Origin of the sequence: Mycobacterium sp. NPDC006124 (assembly GCF_040614235.1) — a bacterium.
In the GTDB taxonomy this organism is placed as follows: Bacteria; Actinomycetota; Actinomycetes; order Mycobacteriales; family Mycobacteriaceae; genus Mycobacterium.
The window spans coordinates 19,399-34,989 of the sequence record NZ_JBEXUA010000001.1; the positions used below are offsets into that span (position 1 = coordinate 19,399).

Here is a 15,591-nt window from a genome sequence, read left to right on the forward strand (position 1 = left end):
GACCACGAGCCCCGAATAGCGGCAGGCGGCACTACAGCAGCAGGACCTTGAGCAGGGTGCGGGTGGTGTCGAGGGCGGCGGTGATGAGGGCGTGGGTTCCGTCGGGGCTGAACGCAACGCTCGGCGGTGCGTAACCCCCGGGGACGGTGTAGGTGGTGCCGAGTTGGGTGCCGGTGCTGGGGTCGATCACGGTCACGCTGGCGGCGGTGGTGAGGACCACGCGGGTGGCGGTGGGGTTCAGGACCACCGTGGCTGCGGTGGCTCTGACGGTGATGGTGGAGCCGGTCTGGACGCCGGTGACGGTGTCGACGACGCTGACGTTGAGCTGGTTGAGTGGGCCTTGGCTGGTGGTACTGGTTTGGGTGGCGATAACGACGTGGGTGCCGTCGGCGCTGTAGAGCGGTGAGCCGAGAAGCGAGCCGTCCAAGGTCACGGTGCGGCCGGCTTGGGTGCCTGTACTGGTGTCGATCACGGTGAGCAGGGTCTGGAAGTTCTGGTTGGGCCCAGCTGGGACCTTGGTGATGACCACTGCGTGGGTGCCGTCGGCGGCGAGTGCCACCGAATTCACCGTGGTGGCGGTCGTTCCGCCCAAGCTGATCGGGCGCTGGATCGGGGTGCCGGTGCTGGTGGTGACGTCGACCGCGGTCAAACCCGTGCTGGTCTTCAGGATGATCAGCGCCGCGGTTCCGTCGGCACTGAACACCGGTGACCCCACCACCGCACCAACCAAGGACTGCTGGCGGGACTGGGCGCCGGTGCCGAGATCGATTGTGTTGAGCAGGGTGCGGGTGGTGTCGTTTTGGGGGGTGGTGGTGATGAGGGCGTGGGTTCCGTCGGGGCTGTAGGCGACGGTTGGCGGTGAGTTGTCCTTGTTGACGGTGAAGGTGGTGCCGAGTTGGGTGCCGGTGCTGGGGTCGATCACGGTGACGCTCGCGGCGGTGGTGACGACCACGCGGGTGGCGGTGGGGTTCAGTACCACCGTGGGTCCGGTGCCCCTGCTGGCGAATGGTGTGGCGATGGTGGAGCCGGTCTGGACGCCGGTCACGGTGTCGACGACGCTGACGTTGAGGTGGTTGAGGGGGCCTTGGCTGGTGGTACCGGCTTGGGTGGTGATCACGACGTGGGTGCCGTCGGCGCTGTAGAGCGGTGATCCCAGGATCGACCCGTCCAGTGTCACGGTGTGGCCGGCTTGGGTGCCGGTGCTGGTGTCGATCACGTTGAGCAGGGTTTGGAAGTTCTGGTTGGGCCCAGCCGGGGTTTGGGTGATGAGCACTGCGTGGGTGCCGTCGGCGTTGAGTGCCGCCGAGTGCACCGTGGTGGTGGTCGTCCCGCCCAGTTGGATCGGGCGTTGGATCGGGATGCCGGTGCTGGTGTTGACGTCGACTGCGGTCAGACCGGTGCCGGTCTTCAGGATGATCAGCGCCGCGGTTCCGTCACCGCTGAACACCGGCGACCCCACCACCGCACCAACCAAGGACTGCTGGCGGGGCTGGGCGCCGGTGCCGAGATCGATCGTGTTGAGCAGGCTGCTGGTGGTGTTGTTTGGGGGGGTGGTGGTGATGAGGGCGTGGGTTCCGTCGGGGCTGAGGGCGACGGTTGGCGGTGAGTAGCCCTTGTTGACGGTGTAGGTGGTGCCCAGTTGGGTGCCGGTGCTGGGGTCGATCACGGTCACGCTGGTGGCGGTGGTGACGACGACGCGGGTGGCGGTGGGGTTCAGTACCACCGTGACTGCGGGGGGTCCGGTGACTGCGCTGGCTTTGAAGGTGAGGGTGCTGCCGGTTTGCACACCGGCGACGGTGTCGACCGAACTGACGTTGACTGCGGTGTTTTGGCTGCCGCCGGCTTGGGTGGTGATCACCACGTGGGTGCCGTCGGCGCTGTAGAGCGGTGATCCGAGAAGCGAACCGCCTAGTGTCACCGTGTGTCCGGCCTGGGTGCCGGTGCTGGTGTCGATCACGTTGAGCAGGGTTTGGAAGGTCTGGTTGGGCCCCGCCGGGGTTTGGGTGATCACCACGACGTGGGTGCCGTCGGCGTTGAGTGCCGCCGAGTGCACCGTGGTGGTGGTCGTCCCGCCCAGTTGGATCGGGCGTTGGATCGGGGTGCCGGTGCTGGTGTTGACGTCGACCGCGCTCAAACCCGTGCCGGTCTTCAGGATGATCAGCGCTGCAGACCCATCGGCACTGAACACCGGTGACCCCACCACCACCCCACTCAGAGTCCCCTGGCCGACGACCGTTCCCGCCGAAACCGGGGCGACCGGCACGGTGATGGTCTCGCTGCTGGAGTTCACGCCGTTGGACGCGGTGACGGTGAAGGTGTCCGTCGGGGCAGTGGAGGCGGCCAGGCGTTGGCGCAGTGTGGGGGTGTAGGTGTACGTGCCGGTGTCGTCGATCGTGACGGTGGCGCCGCCGGTGCTGGCGCCCGACGTGCTGTAGCGCAGGGTGCCCCCGGCGGGGTCGGTGAACGTGGCCGTACCGGTGATCGCGCCCGTGGAGCTGGGTTGCCCCGCAGTAGGGGTACCGGGTTGGGGAGTGCCCGGATCGACCGTGACCGTGATGGTTTCGCTAGCTGAACGCACGCCGTTGGAGGCCGTGACGGTGAACGTGTCGCTGCCGCGGGAGCCCGCGATTTCGGCGGCCTGCTGCTGGGCGCGGGTGGGGGTGTAGGTGTACGTGCCGGCGTCGTCGATGGTGACGGTGGCGCCGCCGGTGCTGGTGCCGGAAGTGCTGTAGTGCAATGTGCGCCCGGCGGGATCGGTGAAGGTGGCGGTGCCGACGATCACGCCGGTGGAACTGGGTTGCCCTGCAGTGGGGGTCCCGGGTTGGGGAGTACCGACTTGGGGACTGCCCGCCACGACGGTGACCGTCGCGGTCGCGGTGGAGCCGCCGTTCAGTGTGTAGGTGAAGCTGTCAGTGCCGTAGTAGTTGGCCGCCGGGGTGTAGCTGGCGGTCGTGTCGGTCACGGTGACCGCACCGTGGGTCGATTGGGTGACCGCGGTGATGACCTTCGGTCCGCCGTCGACGTCGGTGTCATTGGCCAACACAGCGATCACGGTGGGCCCGCTGTTCTCGGCGACGGTGACCGAGTCGTCGACCGCTACCGGTGTCTGATCGACCGGCCCGCTGTGGTTGCCCAGGCTTCGACCGCCGCCGCCGCCGCCGCCGGTGCCGATGAACTGATCTCCCTGGCCACCGGCGCCACCCGCAGCGCCGACACCGCCACCACCGCCACTACCGGCGTTGATACCTGTGCCGCCATTACCGCCGGCACCGCCGACGCCGCCACCACCGCCGCCACCGCCGTAATAGCCAGAGCCAACTTCGTAGCCGTTGACGCCGGGGCTACCGGGGCTGCCGGCTCCGCCACCGCTGCCACCTTCGACCTTCGGGACATCCCTGGCGCCGTGGGCTGCCGCCCCGTCGCCGCCGACGGCTGCGGAGCCGCCGTATCCGTCGCTCTCGATCGCAGCGCCGCCGCCGCCACCTCCCGGACCGCCCACGCCTCCACGGCTTTTTTGGTTATCGCCACCGTCGCCGCCGCGGTCGGCTGCGCCTCCAGCGCCTCCTGTGACGACAGAGATTGTCTGGCCGAAGTAGGCGTAGCCGGCGCTGCCGCCGGTGCCGCCATGACCGCCGATGACGCCGTCACCGCCGGCTCCGCCGCCGCCTGCTCCGCCGCCGATGTACCCCCCGTCCGGATCCTGGATCAGGTCGTTGCCGCCGGTCCCACCGTCGCCGCCGTTGCCCAGGCTGCCACCGTCGCCGCCGTTACCGCCGGTGCCCGCGGCCTCGTACGTCAAGGTGTCGGACCCGGTCCCGCCGTTGCCGCCGCTGCCGGCCAACCCGGTGGCCGCGGCACCGTCGACCCCATCGCTGCTGCCGCGAGCACCGCCCCCGCCGGGGGTGGTCCCGGGCGAGCCGGCGCTGCCGCCGGCGCCGACGAGGCCGGGGTTGCCACCGTCACCGCCGTTGCCACCATTGGGGTGCGCGACACCTCCGCTCGCGCCGGAGCCGCCGTCGGCGGGCAGCCCGGCCGCGCCACCGTCGGCGCCGTCGCCGCCGTCACCGTTGGTCCCGAGCCCACCACCCGCGGTGGTGCCGGCGCTGCCACCTGCGCCGCCGCGCCCACCGCGACCGCCGTTCCCGCCGTCACCGCCGTTCCCGCCGTCGGCTCCGGTCTCGGCGGCGGCGGGGTCGCTGGCGGCGTCATAGCCTGCCGCACCCGCGGCGCCGTCCCCGCCCGCGGCGCCGTTGCCTCCGTTGCCACCGGAGCCGTTGTGCCCGGTCGTTCCGAGCGTGGACCCGGCGCCGCCGCGGCCGGCGTTGCCGCCGCGGCCACCGTCACCGCCGTCACCGCCGGCCTGCCCGTTGCCACCCTTGGTGCCGGCCGTAAGCGCAGGCGTGCCACCGTCTCCGGCGGCGCCGTCGCCGCCATTACCGCCGTCGCCACCATCGCCCCCGGCGCCACCGGCCCCTTGGATCGCACCGGCGCCGTCGGCGCCGCGAGAACCGCCGCGGCCGCCGCGACCTGCGACGCCGCCGAGTCCGGCCGCCCCGGCCGCGCCACCATTTCCGCCCGCACCACCGTTTCCGCCGGCGATGCCAGCGCCGCCGCTCATCCCGGCCATGGTGGCGTCGGCTCCGTTCGATCCGTTGGCGCCGTCCGCGCCGTCGGTACCGGCACCGCCGTTGGCGGCGTTGCCGCCGCGGCCGCCGGAACCGTTGATCCCGGCCGTGCCGGCGGTACCGAACAAACCTGCACTGCCACCGGCGCCGGCGTCACCGCCTGCTCCGCCGGCACCGCCGGACCCGCCCGCCATGCCGGCGCCGCCGTTGGCTCCGGGCGCGGCAGCCGCCAACCCCTGCGCGCCGGCCACCCCGTTGCCGCCCGAACCACCGTTCGCGCCGGACCCTCCGTTGCCGCCGGAACCGAATAGCAGACCGCCGGATCCGCCGGATCCGCCTCGGCCGCCGGCGGACCCGATGGTCCCGGATTGACCTGCGCTCACACCGTTCGCGCCGTTCCCTCCGGCCACCCCGGCGCCGCCGGTGCCGCCGGTGCCGATGAGCAGGCCGCCGTTGCCGCCGCGGCCTCCGGCCCCGGCGTTGATGCCCGCCACACCGGCACCGCCGTTGCCGCCGTTGCCGAGGAGCCCGGCCGCTCCGCCATCACCACCCGCGAAACCACTGCCCCCCAGCCCGAGGAGCAGGCCGCCGTTGCCGCCGCGGCAGGCCGTCCCGCTGGTGCAGGTGGCAGCGGTATAGCTGAATCCGGCGCCCAACAACAGTCCGGCGTTGGGGTGAGTGGCGGTGCCATTGCTGATGAACAACGCCAGTACCTCGGAGACGAACGTCCCCAGATCTGGTGGGACGGGAGTCAGTGCGGTGGGGACCACCACGGCCGTCACGGGAGCTGCGACTCTGGCCGCGCCAGGGCTCGTGAGGGTGGGGGTGGTCTGCGCCTCGGCGGTGACTGCCAGGGCCTGCGGCACCACGCGATGCGGTGCCGCCGATTCGGTCGCAGTCGATGGGGTGATCGCCGCCGAATCGGTTCCGGATTCGGCGGGCGTGGTGCCGGCGTCATCTTTCACGGACGGGCGCGATGCGGTGCGCGCCGTACCCGAGGCAAGGTCGTGTGAGGTGTGCCCGCCGGTGTGACCAGTTGCGCCTTGGCCCGACGTCGTCGAGGTCGAGGACGCCGCGGGGGAGTCGTCCGGGGAGGTGGCGTCGGCTGGCGTGGAAGGCCCCCCGGTCTCCGTCGAGGAGGTGGTCTTGCCCGCGGTGCCCAGGGAGTCGGTCGCCGAGGCCGCGGAGGACGATGCCGTCGTCGAGGACGTGGAAGGCTTCGGGCCCGCGGAGGACGACGTGGTGTCCCGGGTGCCGGCCGAACTCCCCGATGCACCCGATGCGCCCGTGCTGGCGGGGTGGGAGGTCGAGGAGTCTCCGGTGTCGGCGTGGGCCGCCCCGGCCCCGGTCAGCATTGCCGCACCTACGCCAACGCTGAGGGCTCCGGCGGTCAACCAAGCCGACACCGGCAATACGCGACTCGCCCCACTTCCGACGGTGAGTGTGGTGTTGCGCCGAGCGCCGTTGCGATGCCGACCCGCCATTGGGAACTCCCCTTCGGATTCACGTGTTCGTCGAGCAGCCCCTCGGGACAGGCCGTCCCGCACACCCCTGGACGCGCGAGTCCACCCGGTCCCGTCGACGACGGAAGCGGGTAATCGAGAACTCGGAGCGCGCCCTGAGCGTGGCCGCGGTTTGCTACACGACGACGCCGACGCGAAATGTAACCCGCCCACCACCACCGGCGAGCCCAAGAAGTGACGCGCACGAAGAATGCAGTAGTGCCGCGTCCAAAGTGCAGTAGTCCGCCCGACAACGACCCGTCGATCGCAACGGCCACCGTCGCCGCGCAGCTCCGCACCGCCCCCGCCGCACCGCTGCACCCCGCACGTCGTAGGTGCGCACGTGCATACTCCCAGCTCTATCCGTTTTGAGCCGACGACGGCATCGCAGGTGTCGCCTTACAGGCACTACTGCACCGCAATCTCACAGGAATCGAAAAGGGGGTCACCCGTCCCAAATCGCGTCCTCGCAGGACTGCCTGCACAGTCGTCACCCTCCAGGCCATGCCGGGACCAGGTGTCGATCCCCTCGAGGCCGATCGGTGCGGCCGGCTCCGTTGCTGCGGCGGAAGACATTGTTTCACTGATGCGCGGACGGCCGTCTTTGGCGTCAGTTGGCATTCGAAGTTGACCGGGCCCAGGCTCCACGACGTCGGTGTCGACGACATCTGCGGAGTGCGAGGGGATTACGCGTTCCCACTGCACGACGCCGTCGCCGCGCATCCAGACATCGACTGGATCGGCTGCTGCAACGAACTCAACGCCACAACAGCCCACCGCCACAGGCGACTGGCTGAGTCCACAGAAGCAGCAGATCGCCGAACTGGCGAAGCACGGCATGACCAATCAGGAGATCGCCGGCCGCTCGTTCATCAGTGCCCATACCGTGGAAGGGCACCGGCCCGCGAGTCTGCCTCAGCAAACGCAGGCGGCATCCTCGACCGCTGGCGAGCGTCGGGCAACGCGCCGGCTCACCGCACGATGAGGCGGGCCATCAACCTCTCGGCCACGTTGAGGATCGGTTTGCGCAGCGTCACGATCTCCTCGGCTCGATCCTCCACGAGGGCGTGGGTGACCACCGTCGAGATCGCGCCGACCAGCATCGTGCAGGCGAAGCGGTCGGCCTTGCTGCGGGCCTTGAATATTCCTGCGACCCCGTCGACGAACCGCTGCTGCATTTCCAGGCGACGACTCACGGCCTCGGGCCCGGCTTCGTAGGAGTGCACGAGGTACACCATCGACGTGGCGGGGTTGGCGGCGAGCGCGGACAGATAGCGCTGCAACAGTTCGTCGAAGCGTTGCATCGGGGTCCCCGCCAACGGGGCGCGCAAGATCCCGTTGATCATGGCCTGTTGTGTGTGCGCGTAACCAGCCAGGAAACAATCACGCTTGTCGTCGAAGAATTGGTAGAACGTGGGCCGACTCACGCGTGCGCGAGTGACGATGTCACTGACCGTGGTGTTGGCGTAGCCGTTGGCGGCCATCACCTCGGCCATCGCGGCGAAGATGCGGCGCCGTTGATCGGCGGCGACCTCCTCCGGGGTCAGACCATGCCTGCCGGCGGAGAGAGTTTGCATTGGCGGGAGCTCCAGCTCTCCGCTGCGTACTCGGGTCCTTGCCATCGCAACCACTCCTACCTTCGTGGCCGCCGGTGATGGGGTAACTGTACGCCGCACCTAGCTCGTCCGTGGCGACGATTGAGCCTGCCCTCACTGCGGATGGTCGCCATCGCGCGGCACACCTCAGGCGACGGCGTCGACCCATCACAGCAGGGACTGCCCAGGCGGTCCAGGTGGTCCTCAATGGCGAGAATGAGTCACGACCAACCTCCCCGAGCAGTAGAGCCAACACACGTCCGGTCACGACGGCCTCGCAGACGGCAGAGCCTAGGTGCAGACCTCGATGCATTACCTATGGCGCAGCCATTTCCACAGGCCATTCGAGCCATGAGGTTATTCCGCCTCACGGAACCAGATCGGTCGCAACCCCATCCCGACACTGAGATCCTGCTAACAACTGCGTGCGTTGAGCGGAGCCGACGGGAACACGTCCAATAGGCCCACATCCCACAACGCTGCATCGCAAGGGCCCATCGAGCAGTCTGCGGTGCACACCACGGAAGGTTTCACACATGGCGGACAACACCAGCGGACCCATCGCCGCTCTTCGAGCGTTGGTTGACGGCAGCGTCGGCCTGGCGAAGCAGGTCATCGGCATCCTGATCAACAACGACCGTCTGCAGGAGCAGGGCAAGGCTCAAGTAGACAAGGCCGAGGCTGAGAAGGACGTCGCGAAGAAGGAAGCCGAGGCCGAGAAGGCGCGCGCGGAAGTCAAGACCCAAGAAGCCCGTCAGAAGGCAGCTGAGAAGGCTTAGGTCCGTTCGACAGGTGCACGGCCGGTCATCGGAGACTGGCCGTGCACCTGTATGGCGTCAGCTTCCAGATCGCTGCACGGGCTCACCGTGAGCGCCGACCCTGAAGTCAACGACTCAGTGGTCGAACTGAACTGCGTGGCAGTCGATTCGGTGTCGGTTGGTTCAACGCGAGCCTGGCGAAGCTCGTGTTCGCGACCATCTCTTTTAGGCCCGATTCTGCGCGGCCTCTGACAAGACGTCCACACCGCGGATTTTGCTTACGAGAACGGTGAACGAGTGATGGCCGCCGATCACGCGGACAAGCGGCGAGCCAGCGTCGTCCGGCCGTCGATTGACTCCGGAATTCAGCGATCACAGCGAGGTAGTCTCGGCTCGTTCATCATCAGAGGAGACCTTCAGAGGAGACACGATGTACCGACCCACGGTCCGCGCCGCGACCGGCACCTGGCTCGCGGGGACTGCCGTCGCGCTCGTCGTGCAGGGCGTCTTCCCGGAGCAGTTCGCGGACACCACGGAATGGGGCCGCAACGAGGGGTGGCAGCGGGAGATCGCGATCTGGAACCTTGGCACTCTGGTCGCGGGCGGGGCGCTCGTCGCCGGCACCGGTGATCCCGTGCGAGCGCAGTTGCGAGGGCTCGCCGTCCTTTCTGCTCTCTTCGGAACCAATCACGCCGTCGCAGCTTCCAGAGCGGGTAAGCCCGGCAACATCGCGTGGGCAATCATCAACGCCGCGGGCTTGGTGTCGGCCGTCGCAGCGCTCACCCGCCGACCGCAGTCCTGACGGCGATCAAATCCGGCACATTGACCAGATTGGCTGGAAGCTAGACGCTCTACCGCGCCGGAGTTCCGGCGGTCAGCCGCGGTAGGAGGCCGTAGGCGTTGTCGTGCATCACTCGCGCTCGCATGTCTGGCCGATCTTCGAAGTAGACGTCCACGTTGTGCGTGAACCAACGGATGGTCTTCGGGTTGGCGGCAGGGAAGTCGGTGCCGAACAGAATGTGTTCCGGCTCGACGAAACTCTCGAGCGCCTCCAGGTTGGTCTCGAACCCTGACAGGGCGGTCTCGTAGTAGAAGGAGCGGAAGTCGGCGATGATTTCGTCCGCGCTCAGGTTGCAATCGAGATGGAACGCGCCCAACGCGGCGACGCGAGCCGCGAGAACTGGCGTACTACCGCCAGAGTGGGAGAGGATGATTCGCACGTTCGGAAACTGTCGCTTGCGCCCACTGGTCACCAAATCAGCTGCGCCCTTGTAGGTTTCGTTCGGGGTTTCGCTGACCGGGGTGGGCAAGTACTTGCTCGGGGCGCGATTTCTACCGGGTGTCTGCTCACCGTGCAGGAACACCAGCGCGCGTCGACGGTCGAGTTCGGCCCACAGCGGTTCGAAGATCGGGTCGCCCAGGGATCGGGCCTCTTCGCCGACGCCGTACACGTTGGTCAGGGTGATTCCGTCCGCCCCCAACACATCCAAGGCGTAGGTCAGCTCTTCGAGTGCGGCATCTAGATCCGTCGGGGTGGGAAGATGCGCAAAGAGACCGAACCTTCCTGGGTAGTCGTCGACGGCCTGGCGGGTCAGCGTGTTCAACTCGCGGGCGACGTGACGACGCGTGTTCTCCGGGAGCCGGGATTCGATGTCGTTGGGAATGGACAGGATCGCAGTGTCGATCTGCAGCTCGTCCATGACGTCCACGCTGACCTGAGGGGTCCAATCTCCCCGGTCCTCGCGGAATCTCCAGCCGGCCGTAGAGCCGAACAGTCCGGAGGTGAGCATGGTGGTCGGCATGAAGTGGTGGTGAAAGTCGACACGTCCGGGGATCGGGGTGCTGTCATCGGTCATGGCAATACTCAACTCGCAATAGTTGATATTTGTCAATAATCATCTTCTGTTACGTTTTTGCCATGGTCGACATCGACGCTCCCGAGCTGCAGCTTCTCGATGCGCTCTACCGACTCAACAAATTGGTGGTGGCGGACGCCCGCGTTCACATCGCAGCGACCGCGCATCTGGAACTGGTGGACTTTCTGGTGCTGCGCACGGTGAAACTGGGCGTCGACACTCCAGGCGCTCTCGTCAGCGATCTCGGTCTCAATCCATCGATTGTCAGTAGGGCACTGTCCAAGCTCGTCGACTCGGGGCTGGTGACTCGCCAGATCGATCTGGTGGACTCGCGCCGATCTCGAATCACGTTGACCGACGACGGTATTCAGACCACTAATGACGTCGGCGCGCGTATTCGGCCTGGTCTGGCTCAGCGACTCCGCTTGCTGCCCCCTGGCCAGGTTCGAATCCTGTTGGAGAGCCTCGAAATCCTCTGTGGAGGCACGGACGACTAGACCGGTCGGCGCACCCTACGTGGGCGGCGCAGCCCTTAGCGCGAGACGTCGAACTATTGTTTCGACGACGACGTCGCGCGCGGTCGATTCAGAACCACGTGGATCACAGGCGCGGGGTACTTCAGACAGGGACACCTCAGTCGAGGGCGTGCCTATTACGTCGCGGGAAGCACGGCCCATCTGTTGTCGTGGAGGGCTTCTCGCAGGCTCGGTGCGGTCATCGGCCGAGCGAAGTAGTGACCTTGGGCGACGTCGCACCCGTCGTCTGCAAGCTGGATGGCGGTGGCGCGGTCCTCGACGCCTTCGGCGACGCAGACGATGCCGAGAGTGTGCGCGAGGTCGATGACCGATCGGACGATGGCTGCGGCGCGTTCGCTGCGCACGATCGGGGCGATGAACTGTCGGTCGAGCTTGAGTTCGTCGACGTGCAAGTCACGTAGGTAACTCATGGTCGAATATCCGCTGCCGAAATCGTCGATGGCGATTCCCAGCCCGATGGCACGCAACCGCTGGATCACCGTGCTCGCCCGGGAGACGTTGCCCAATAGCAGATGTTCGGTGATCTCCACCGATAGAGCGTGCGCAGGGAGACTAGCGCGGTCCAGCGCGGCACCGATTCGCTCGGGGAACGAGAGGTCACCGAGGGAGGGCGCAAACAAGTTGATGGCTACCGGGATCGCACAGTCCACCGGGTCGTACCACGAGGTGGCGTCACTGACGGCGCGGTCGATGACGAGATCGGTGACAGCACCCATTAGACCGTTGCGCCGCACCAACGGTAAGAACTGATTGGGTGTCAACAAGCCATGCTCGGGGTGCGGCCATCGAATGAGTGCCTCGACGCCCACGATCGCTGCCGACGAAAGACTGATCTTGGGTTGGTACACCAGGGAGAGTGCGTCGTCGTCGATGGCGCGGCGCAGCTGACCTAGTAAGGCGATGCCAGCCAACGGAGTGTCGCGACGTCGACTCTCCTTGCCGAGCGCCGTGCGTAATTCGGCGACTTCGACGTGGCGCATGTCGTTGGTGAAGCACTGAACACCGCCAACGCCGGCGCGTTTGGCGGTGTACATGGCCAGGTCGGCGCGATGGAACAGCTCATCCGCGGAGATCGGCTGATCGTCGCCGGCAGACGAGGTGGCGATTGCCAGACCGACGCTCGGGTGGATGTACACCTCCTCCCCACCGAGGAAGAAGGGCTTGTCGAAGGCTTCCACGACGCGTTGGGCGATGTCTCGAGGACACGGATCGCCCTCCACCAGCACCGCGAATTCGTCACCGCCCAGCCGCGCCAAGGTGTTCTCCGCGGGCACGACGCTGCGCAGCCGTTCGGCGACCAGCTTGAGCAGCGCGTCGCCCTGGGGGTGGCCGAGGTTGTCGTTGACGAGCTTGAAGTCGTCGAGGTCCAGCGACAGGATCGCAAGCGAACTGCGGTCCCGTTCCCACAGTTGCATCGCGTGGCCGAGCCGGTCGGTGAACAACAACCTGTTGGCCAAACCGGTCAACGGGTCCCGCAGAGCTTGCTCGGCGATCGTGGCGGTGAGTCGGCGATTGTCCAAGAGCACCATGAATTGGCGAATGAGGGTGACGACGATCATCAGGAACCCAGCAACCAGCATCGGATGATCAGTGTGTCCCGACCACAAGAACACCACGCCGACGACTGTGGCGACCGCGGTCGGCACGTACGGCAGCCAGAAGGGGAACTTGGACGTTCGACCTGGATGACCCGGTGTCTGCAGGGCCGGTGCGGACGTGGCAGCCAACGCAGCTGCGCCTATCAACACGATGCCCGTCGACCATCCGATGACTAGGCCGTTGCCGATCCGCCCGCCGTGAATGCTGAAGAACGCGCCCAGCGTGTCGCTGATGGCAATCACGGTCAGCCCTGCGGTGAACAGGCCCGTCGCAAGACGGTGGGCTGCTGGCAGGGTTGCGGTGATGATGATTGCCATCGTCAGCAGGATGACGTCCGCGACCGGGTACAGCAGCGCCGTAAGTAGCTGGATTCCACCTGGTCCACTGGTGAAGGGCAGTGTCCGAAGAGCCGCCACCCAGGACACGACGAAGACCGATGACGCCACGATCAGACCGTCCAGGAGTGGGCGGATGCCACTCACCAGGCGCGGACCGGAAGTGTTCACGATCCACGACACGCACACCGCGACCGGTAACAGCAGAAACGCAGCGTCGGCGATCGAGGGAAACGGAGGATTCGCGCCCTGCACGATTCGGTAGTACGCCCAGACCAGATCGCCGAAGACCCAGCACGCTACGCCGGCCGCCGTCATCGACCAGGCCAGTCGTCGACGGCCGTTGAAGGAGCGGGCGGCGCTCATCGTGCAACTGAACGCAAACGCGCTGAAGAACAGCGCACCACAGTCTCTTGCCGCGGCAGTGGCCTCGGGTCCGCCCCACTCGCCCCGGAGCCAGCAAGCAAACAGAACGAGGGCAACGACTGCACCTGTCAGAACTTTGCCAGATCTTGATACAAGTATCCGGCAAGCAGTCATTGGCCATATCTTCGATTCATCGAAGCGTGATGTCAAACCATCGCCGCCCGGGGTCGTCGCCGCTTCCTTGCCAGGATTCAGCAACGCTGACCCACCGAGCGTCGTGGCCGGAGGCACGTGGTCAGTGCGACGCCGGACACGATGGGCGGACGTGGTCGCTCCCTGTGGCCACGCTGGTCCAGCCTCCGCGCTAGTTTGGCGTGATGAGCCTCTACGTTCTGGTTCCAGGTGCCGGGGGTAGCGCGTGGTACTGGCACCGCCTGGTCCCTTTGCTCACCCAGCACGGACACACCGCGGTGGCGGTCGAACTTCCGGCAAGCGACGATCACGCATATGTCAGCGACTACGTCGACGCTGCAGTCGACCAAGCCCTTCGCGCGCAAGCCAGGTCCAACCAGTCGGTGATCGTGCTCGGGCAGTCGATGGGGGGCTTCGTCGCTCCCAGCGTCGCCCTCGAACTTGGCGCCCGCGAGTTGGTCCTTCTCAATGCCATGATTCCCCGCCCCGGTGAACGCGTCGGTGAGTGGTTCTCCAACACCGGTCAGCCCGCTGCAGCCCAAGGCCTCGCGCGCGAGGAGGGGCGCCCGCCACATGACGGCGTCGATCCCGTCGACGACATGTTCAACGACGTCCCGCAGCACGTGGTCGACGAAGCATTCCGCGCCGGCGAACCACTCCAGTCCCAGACCCCCTTCGCCGACTCGTGGCCCCCGGACGCCTGGCCCGACATCGCCACCCGAGTACTGGCCGCTCGGTCTGATCGCATGTTTCCCTTCGAGTTTCAGCAACGCGTCGCTGCAGACCGATTGAACCTCGAGGTACACCCCGTGCCCGGGGGGCACCTGGCCGCTCTGGGCCGACCCGACGAGCTGCTGGCCGCCCTCCTCGCCACCTCGAGCTGACCCACGGATCTGATCGACCAGAGATCCCCTAGAAGAGAATGGGCGGCATCGGTAACTTTGGCGGCGAGTGACGTGTGGAGGTCTTTCCGTGGCGCGATCCGAGTTCGTCGACGAGTTGGATCGCGAGCTCATCGAAGCGCTCCACATCGACGGTCGGGCGTCCTTCAGCACGATCGCCAAGGTGCTCGGCGTATCTGACCAAACGGTCGCCAGGCGCTACGCGTCATTGCGTTCGCGAAACGTCATCCGCGTCGTGGGTCGAACCAACCCGCACAGCATCGGTGAGACGTCGTGGTTCGTGCGGGTTCGGTGCAGCCCGAACGTCGCCATCGCGGTCGGCGAGGCGCTGGCCCGTCGCCCCGAAACCTCCTGGGTGAAGCTGACATCCGGGGGCACGGAGATCGTCGCAGTGGTCCGTGGCCCCGCCCACGGCGACAGCCCGTCGCTGCTCTTGGAGCAACTTCCGCGGACTCGCGACGTCCTCGACGTCACGGCGAACTGCATGCTGCACATGTTCTTCGGAGGTACCGACGGCGTCATTCATTCGCTATCCGAGGACCAGGTCGCCCAGTTGCGGCCAGTCGAAACCGGTCATCCCGACCAGATCCACCTCGACGACCTCGACACCCGCATACTCCATCTGCTCCGAGACGACGGGAGAGTCGAACTCGCCGACCTGTCTGCAGCATCCGGGATCGCGGCGACCACGCTGCGCCGGCGCCTCGCCGAGCTGCGGCGCGCCGGCGTGCTGTACTTCGACGTCGACCTCGACTACCGCCGACTCGGCTTCGAGAGTCAGACGATCCTATGGCTGACGATCAGCCCGAAGGCGTTGGTGCAGGCGGGCCGTGACCTCGCCAGCCACGCTGAAGTCGCCTTCGCAGCTGCGACGACCGGCACTACCAACGTCTACGCCAACGTCGTCTGCCGCGACGCGCGTGCACTCTTCGAGTACCTCACTACCGAGGTGGCAGCACTTCCCTCACTACAAGCCGTGGAGACGGCCCCGGTGATCCGGACCCTCAAGCGGCTGTGAGTGCCGTCCTATGTCAGGGCGGGACCATGACGGTCCGATTCGCTCGGACCTGAGGTGTAGCTCGCGGCGTGTGGAGTTGACGGGGTTTGTCGGTCTCGGTGACCGTCGCGGGCGACGAGGGTGGCGTATTCGCGGTGACGGTGACCACCTCGAACTTCTGGTGAGCGTCGATGTGAACCGTCGGTGCCGGTGAGTCGACCCACGTCGACACCGTGACAGCGGCAACGACGGCGAGCCCGCCCACGGCTGCCGAAATACGCCGCAGCGCAATCGATCGGGCTGGCGTGTAAGTGATCGTCATGGACGC

At 67.1% G+C, this 15,591-nt stretch carries 11 protein-coding genes; 6 read left to right on the top strand and 5 right to left on the bottom strand.

What is annotated here, in order from left to right:
• Positions 1–31: 31 nt before the first annotated feature.
• Positions 32–5,980, bottom strand: coding sequence for an Ig-like domain-containing protein (locus ABZ195_RS00110; protein WP_355213746.1), 5,949 nt, complete (start codon positions 5,978–5,980; stop codon positions 32–34).
• Between the two features lie 802 nt (positions 5,981–6,782).
• On the opposite strand from ABZ195_RS00110, the gene ABZ195_RS00115 reads away from it, so the two are divergent.
• Positions 6,783–7,112, top strand: a complete 330-nt coding sequence (locus tag ABZ195_RS00115; RefSeq protein WP_355213747.1) for a LuxR C-terminal-related transcriptional regulator — start codon at positions 6,783–6,785, stop codon at positions 7,110–7,112.
• Here ABZ195_RS00115 and ABZ195_RS00120 read toward each other — a convergent pair.
• The gene (locus tag ABZ195_RS00120) at positions 7,099–7,704 is read right to left on the bottom strand and encodes a helix-turn-helix domain-containing protein (RefSeq protein WP_355213748.1); all 606 of its coding nucleotides are present in this window, start codon (positions 7,702–7,704) and stop codon (positions 7,099–7,101) included. The two genes, ABZ195_RS00115 and ABZ195_RS00120, sit on opposite strands and share 14 nt — an antisense overlap.
• A gap of 554 nt (positions 7,705–8,258) precedes the next feature.
• Between ABZ195_RS00120 and ABZ195_RS00125 the strand changes: the two genes are divergently transcribed.
• Together ABZ195_RS00125 and ABZ195_RS00130 are read left to right on the top strand one after the other, a co-directional pair.
• On the top strand, positions 8,259–8,501 hold the full coding sequence (locus ABZ195_RS00125; protein ID WP_355213749.1) for a CsbD family protein: 243 nt from the start codon (positions 8,259–8,261) through the stop codon (positions 8,499–8,501).
• 409 nt (positions 8,502–8,910) lie between these two features.
• The gene (locus ABZ195_RS00130; protein ID WP_355213750.1) at positions 8,911–9,282 is read left to right on the top strand and encodes a hypothetical protein; all 372 of its coding nucleotides are present in this window, start codon (positions 8,911–8,913) and stop codon (positions 9,280–9,282) included.
• A 49-nt stretch (positions 9,283–9,331) separates the two neighbouring features.
• Here ABZ195_RS00130 and ABZ195_RS00135 read toward each other — a convergent pair whose 3' ends face one another.
• Positions 9,332–10,336, bottom strand: a complete 1,005-nt coding sequence (locus ABZ195_RS00135) for an amidohydrolase family protein (RefSeq protein WP_355213751.1) — start codon at positions 10,334–10,336, stop codon at positions 9,332–9,334.
• Between the two features lie 62 nt (positions 10,337–10,398).
• On the opposite strand from ABZ195_RS00135, the gene ABZ195_RS00140 reads away from it, so the two are divergent.
• The gene (locus tag ABZ195_RS00140) at positions 10,399–10,833 is read left to right on the top strand and encodes a MarR family winged helix-turn-helix transcriptional regulator (protein ID WP_355213752.1); all 435 of its coding nucleotides are present in this window, start codon (positions 10,399–10,401) and stop codon (positions 10,831–10,833) included.
• 155 nt (positions 10,834–10,988) lie between these two features.
• Here the strand turns inward: ABZ195_RS00140 and ABZ195_RS00145 are convergent, their stop codons facing one another.
• Positions 10,989–13,172, bottom strand: a complete 2,184-nt coding sequence (locus ABZ195_RS00145; RefSeq protein WP_355213753.1) for a bifunctional diguanylate cyclase/phosphodiesterase — start codon at positions 13,170–13,172, stop codon at positions 10,989–10,991.
• Positions 13,173–13,549: 377 nt separating this feature from the next.
• On the opposite strand from ABZ195_RS00145, the gene ABZ195_RS00150 reads away from it, so the two are divergent.
• Positions 13,550–14,248 carry an alpha/beta fold hydrolase gene (locus ABZ195_RS00150; protein WP_355213754.1) on the top strand — a complete coding sequence of 233 codons (699 nt, stop codon included), beginning with the start codon at positions 13,550–13,552 and terminating at the stop codon, positions 14,246–14,248.
• Positions 14,249–14,336: 88 nt separating this feature from the next.
• Positions 14,337–15,284 (top strand): AsnC family transcriptional regulator, encoded by a 948-nt coding sequence (locus tag ABZ195_RS00155; protein WP_355213755.1) that lies wholly within the window; start codon positions 14,337–14,339, stop codon positions 15,282–15,284.
• 13 nt (positions 15,285–15,297) lie between these two features.
• On the opposite strand, the gene ABZ195_RS00160 is transcribed toward ABZ195_RS00155, so the two are convergent.
• Positions 15,298–15,585, bottom strand: a complete 288-nt coding sequence (locus tag ABZ195_RS00160) for a hypothetical protein (protein WP_355213756.1) — start codon at positions 15,583–15,585, stop codon at positions 15,298–15,300.
• Positions 15,586–15,591 lie beyond the last annotated feature (6 nt).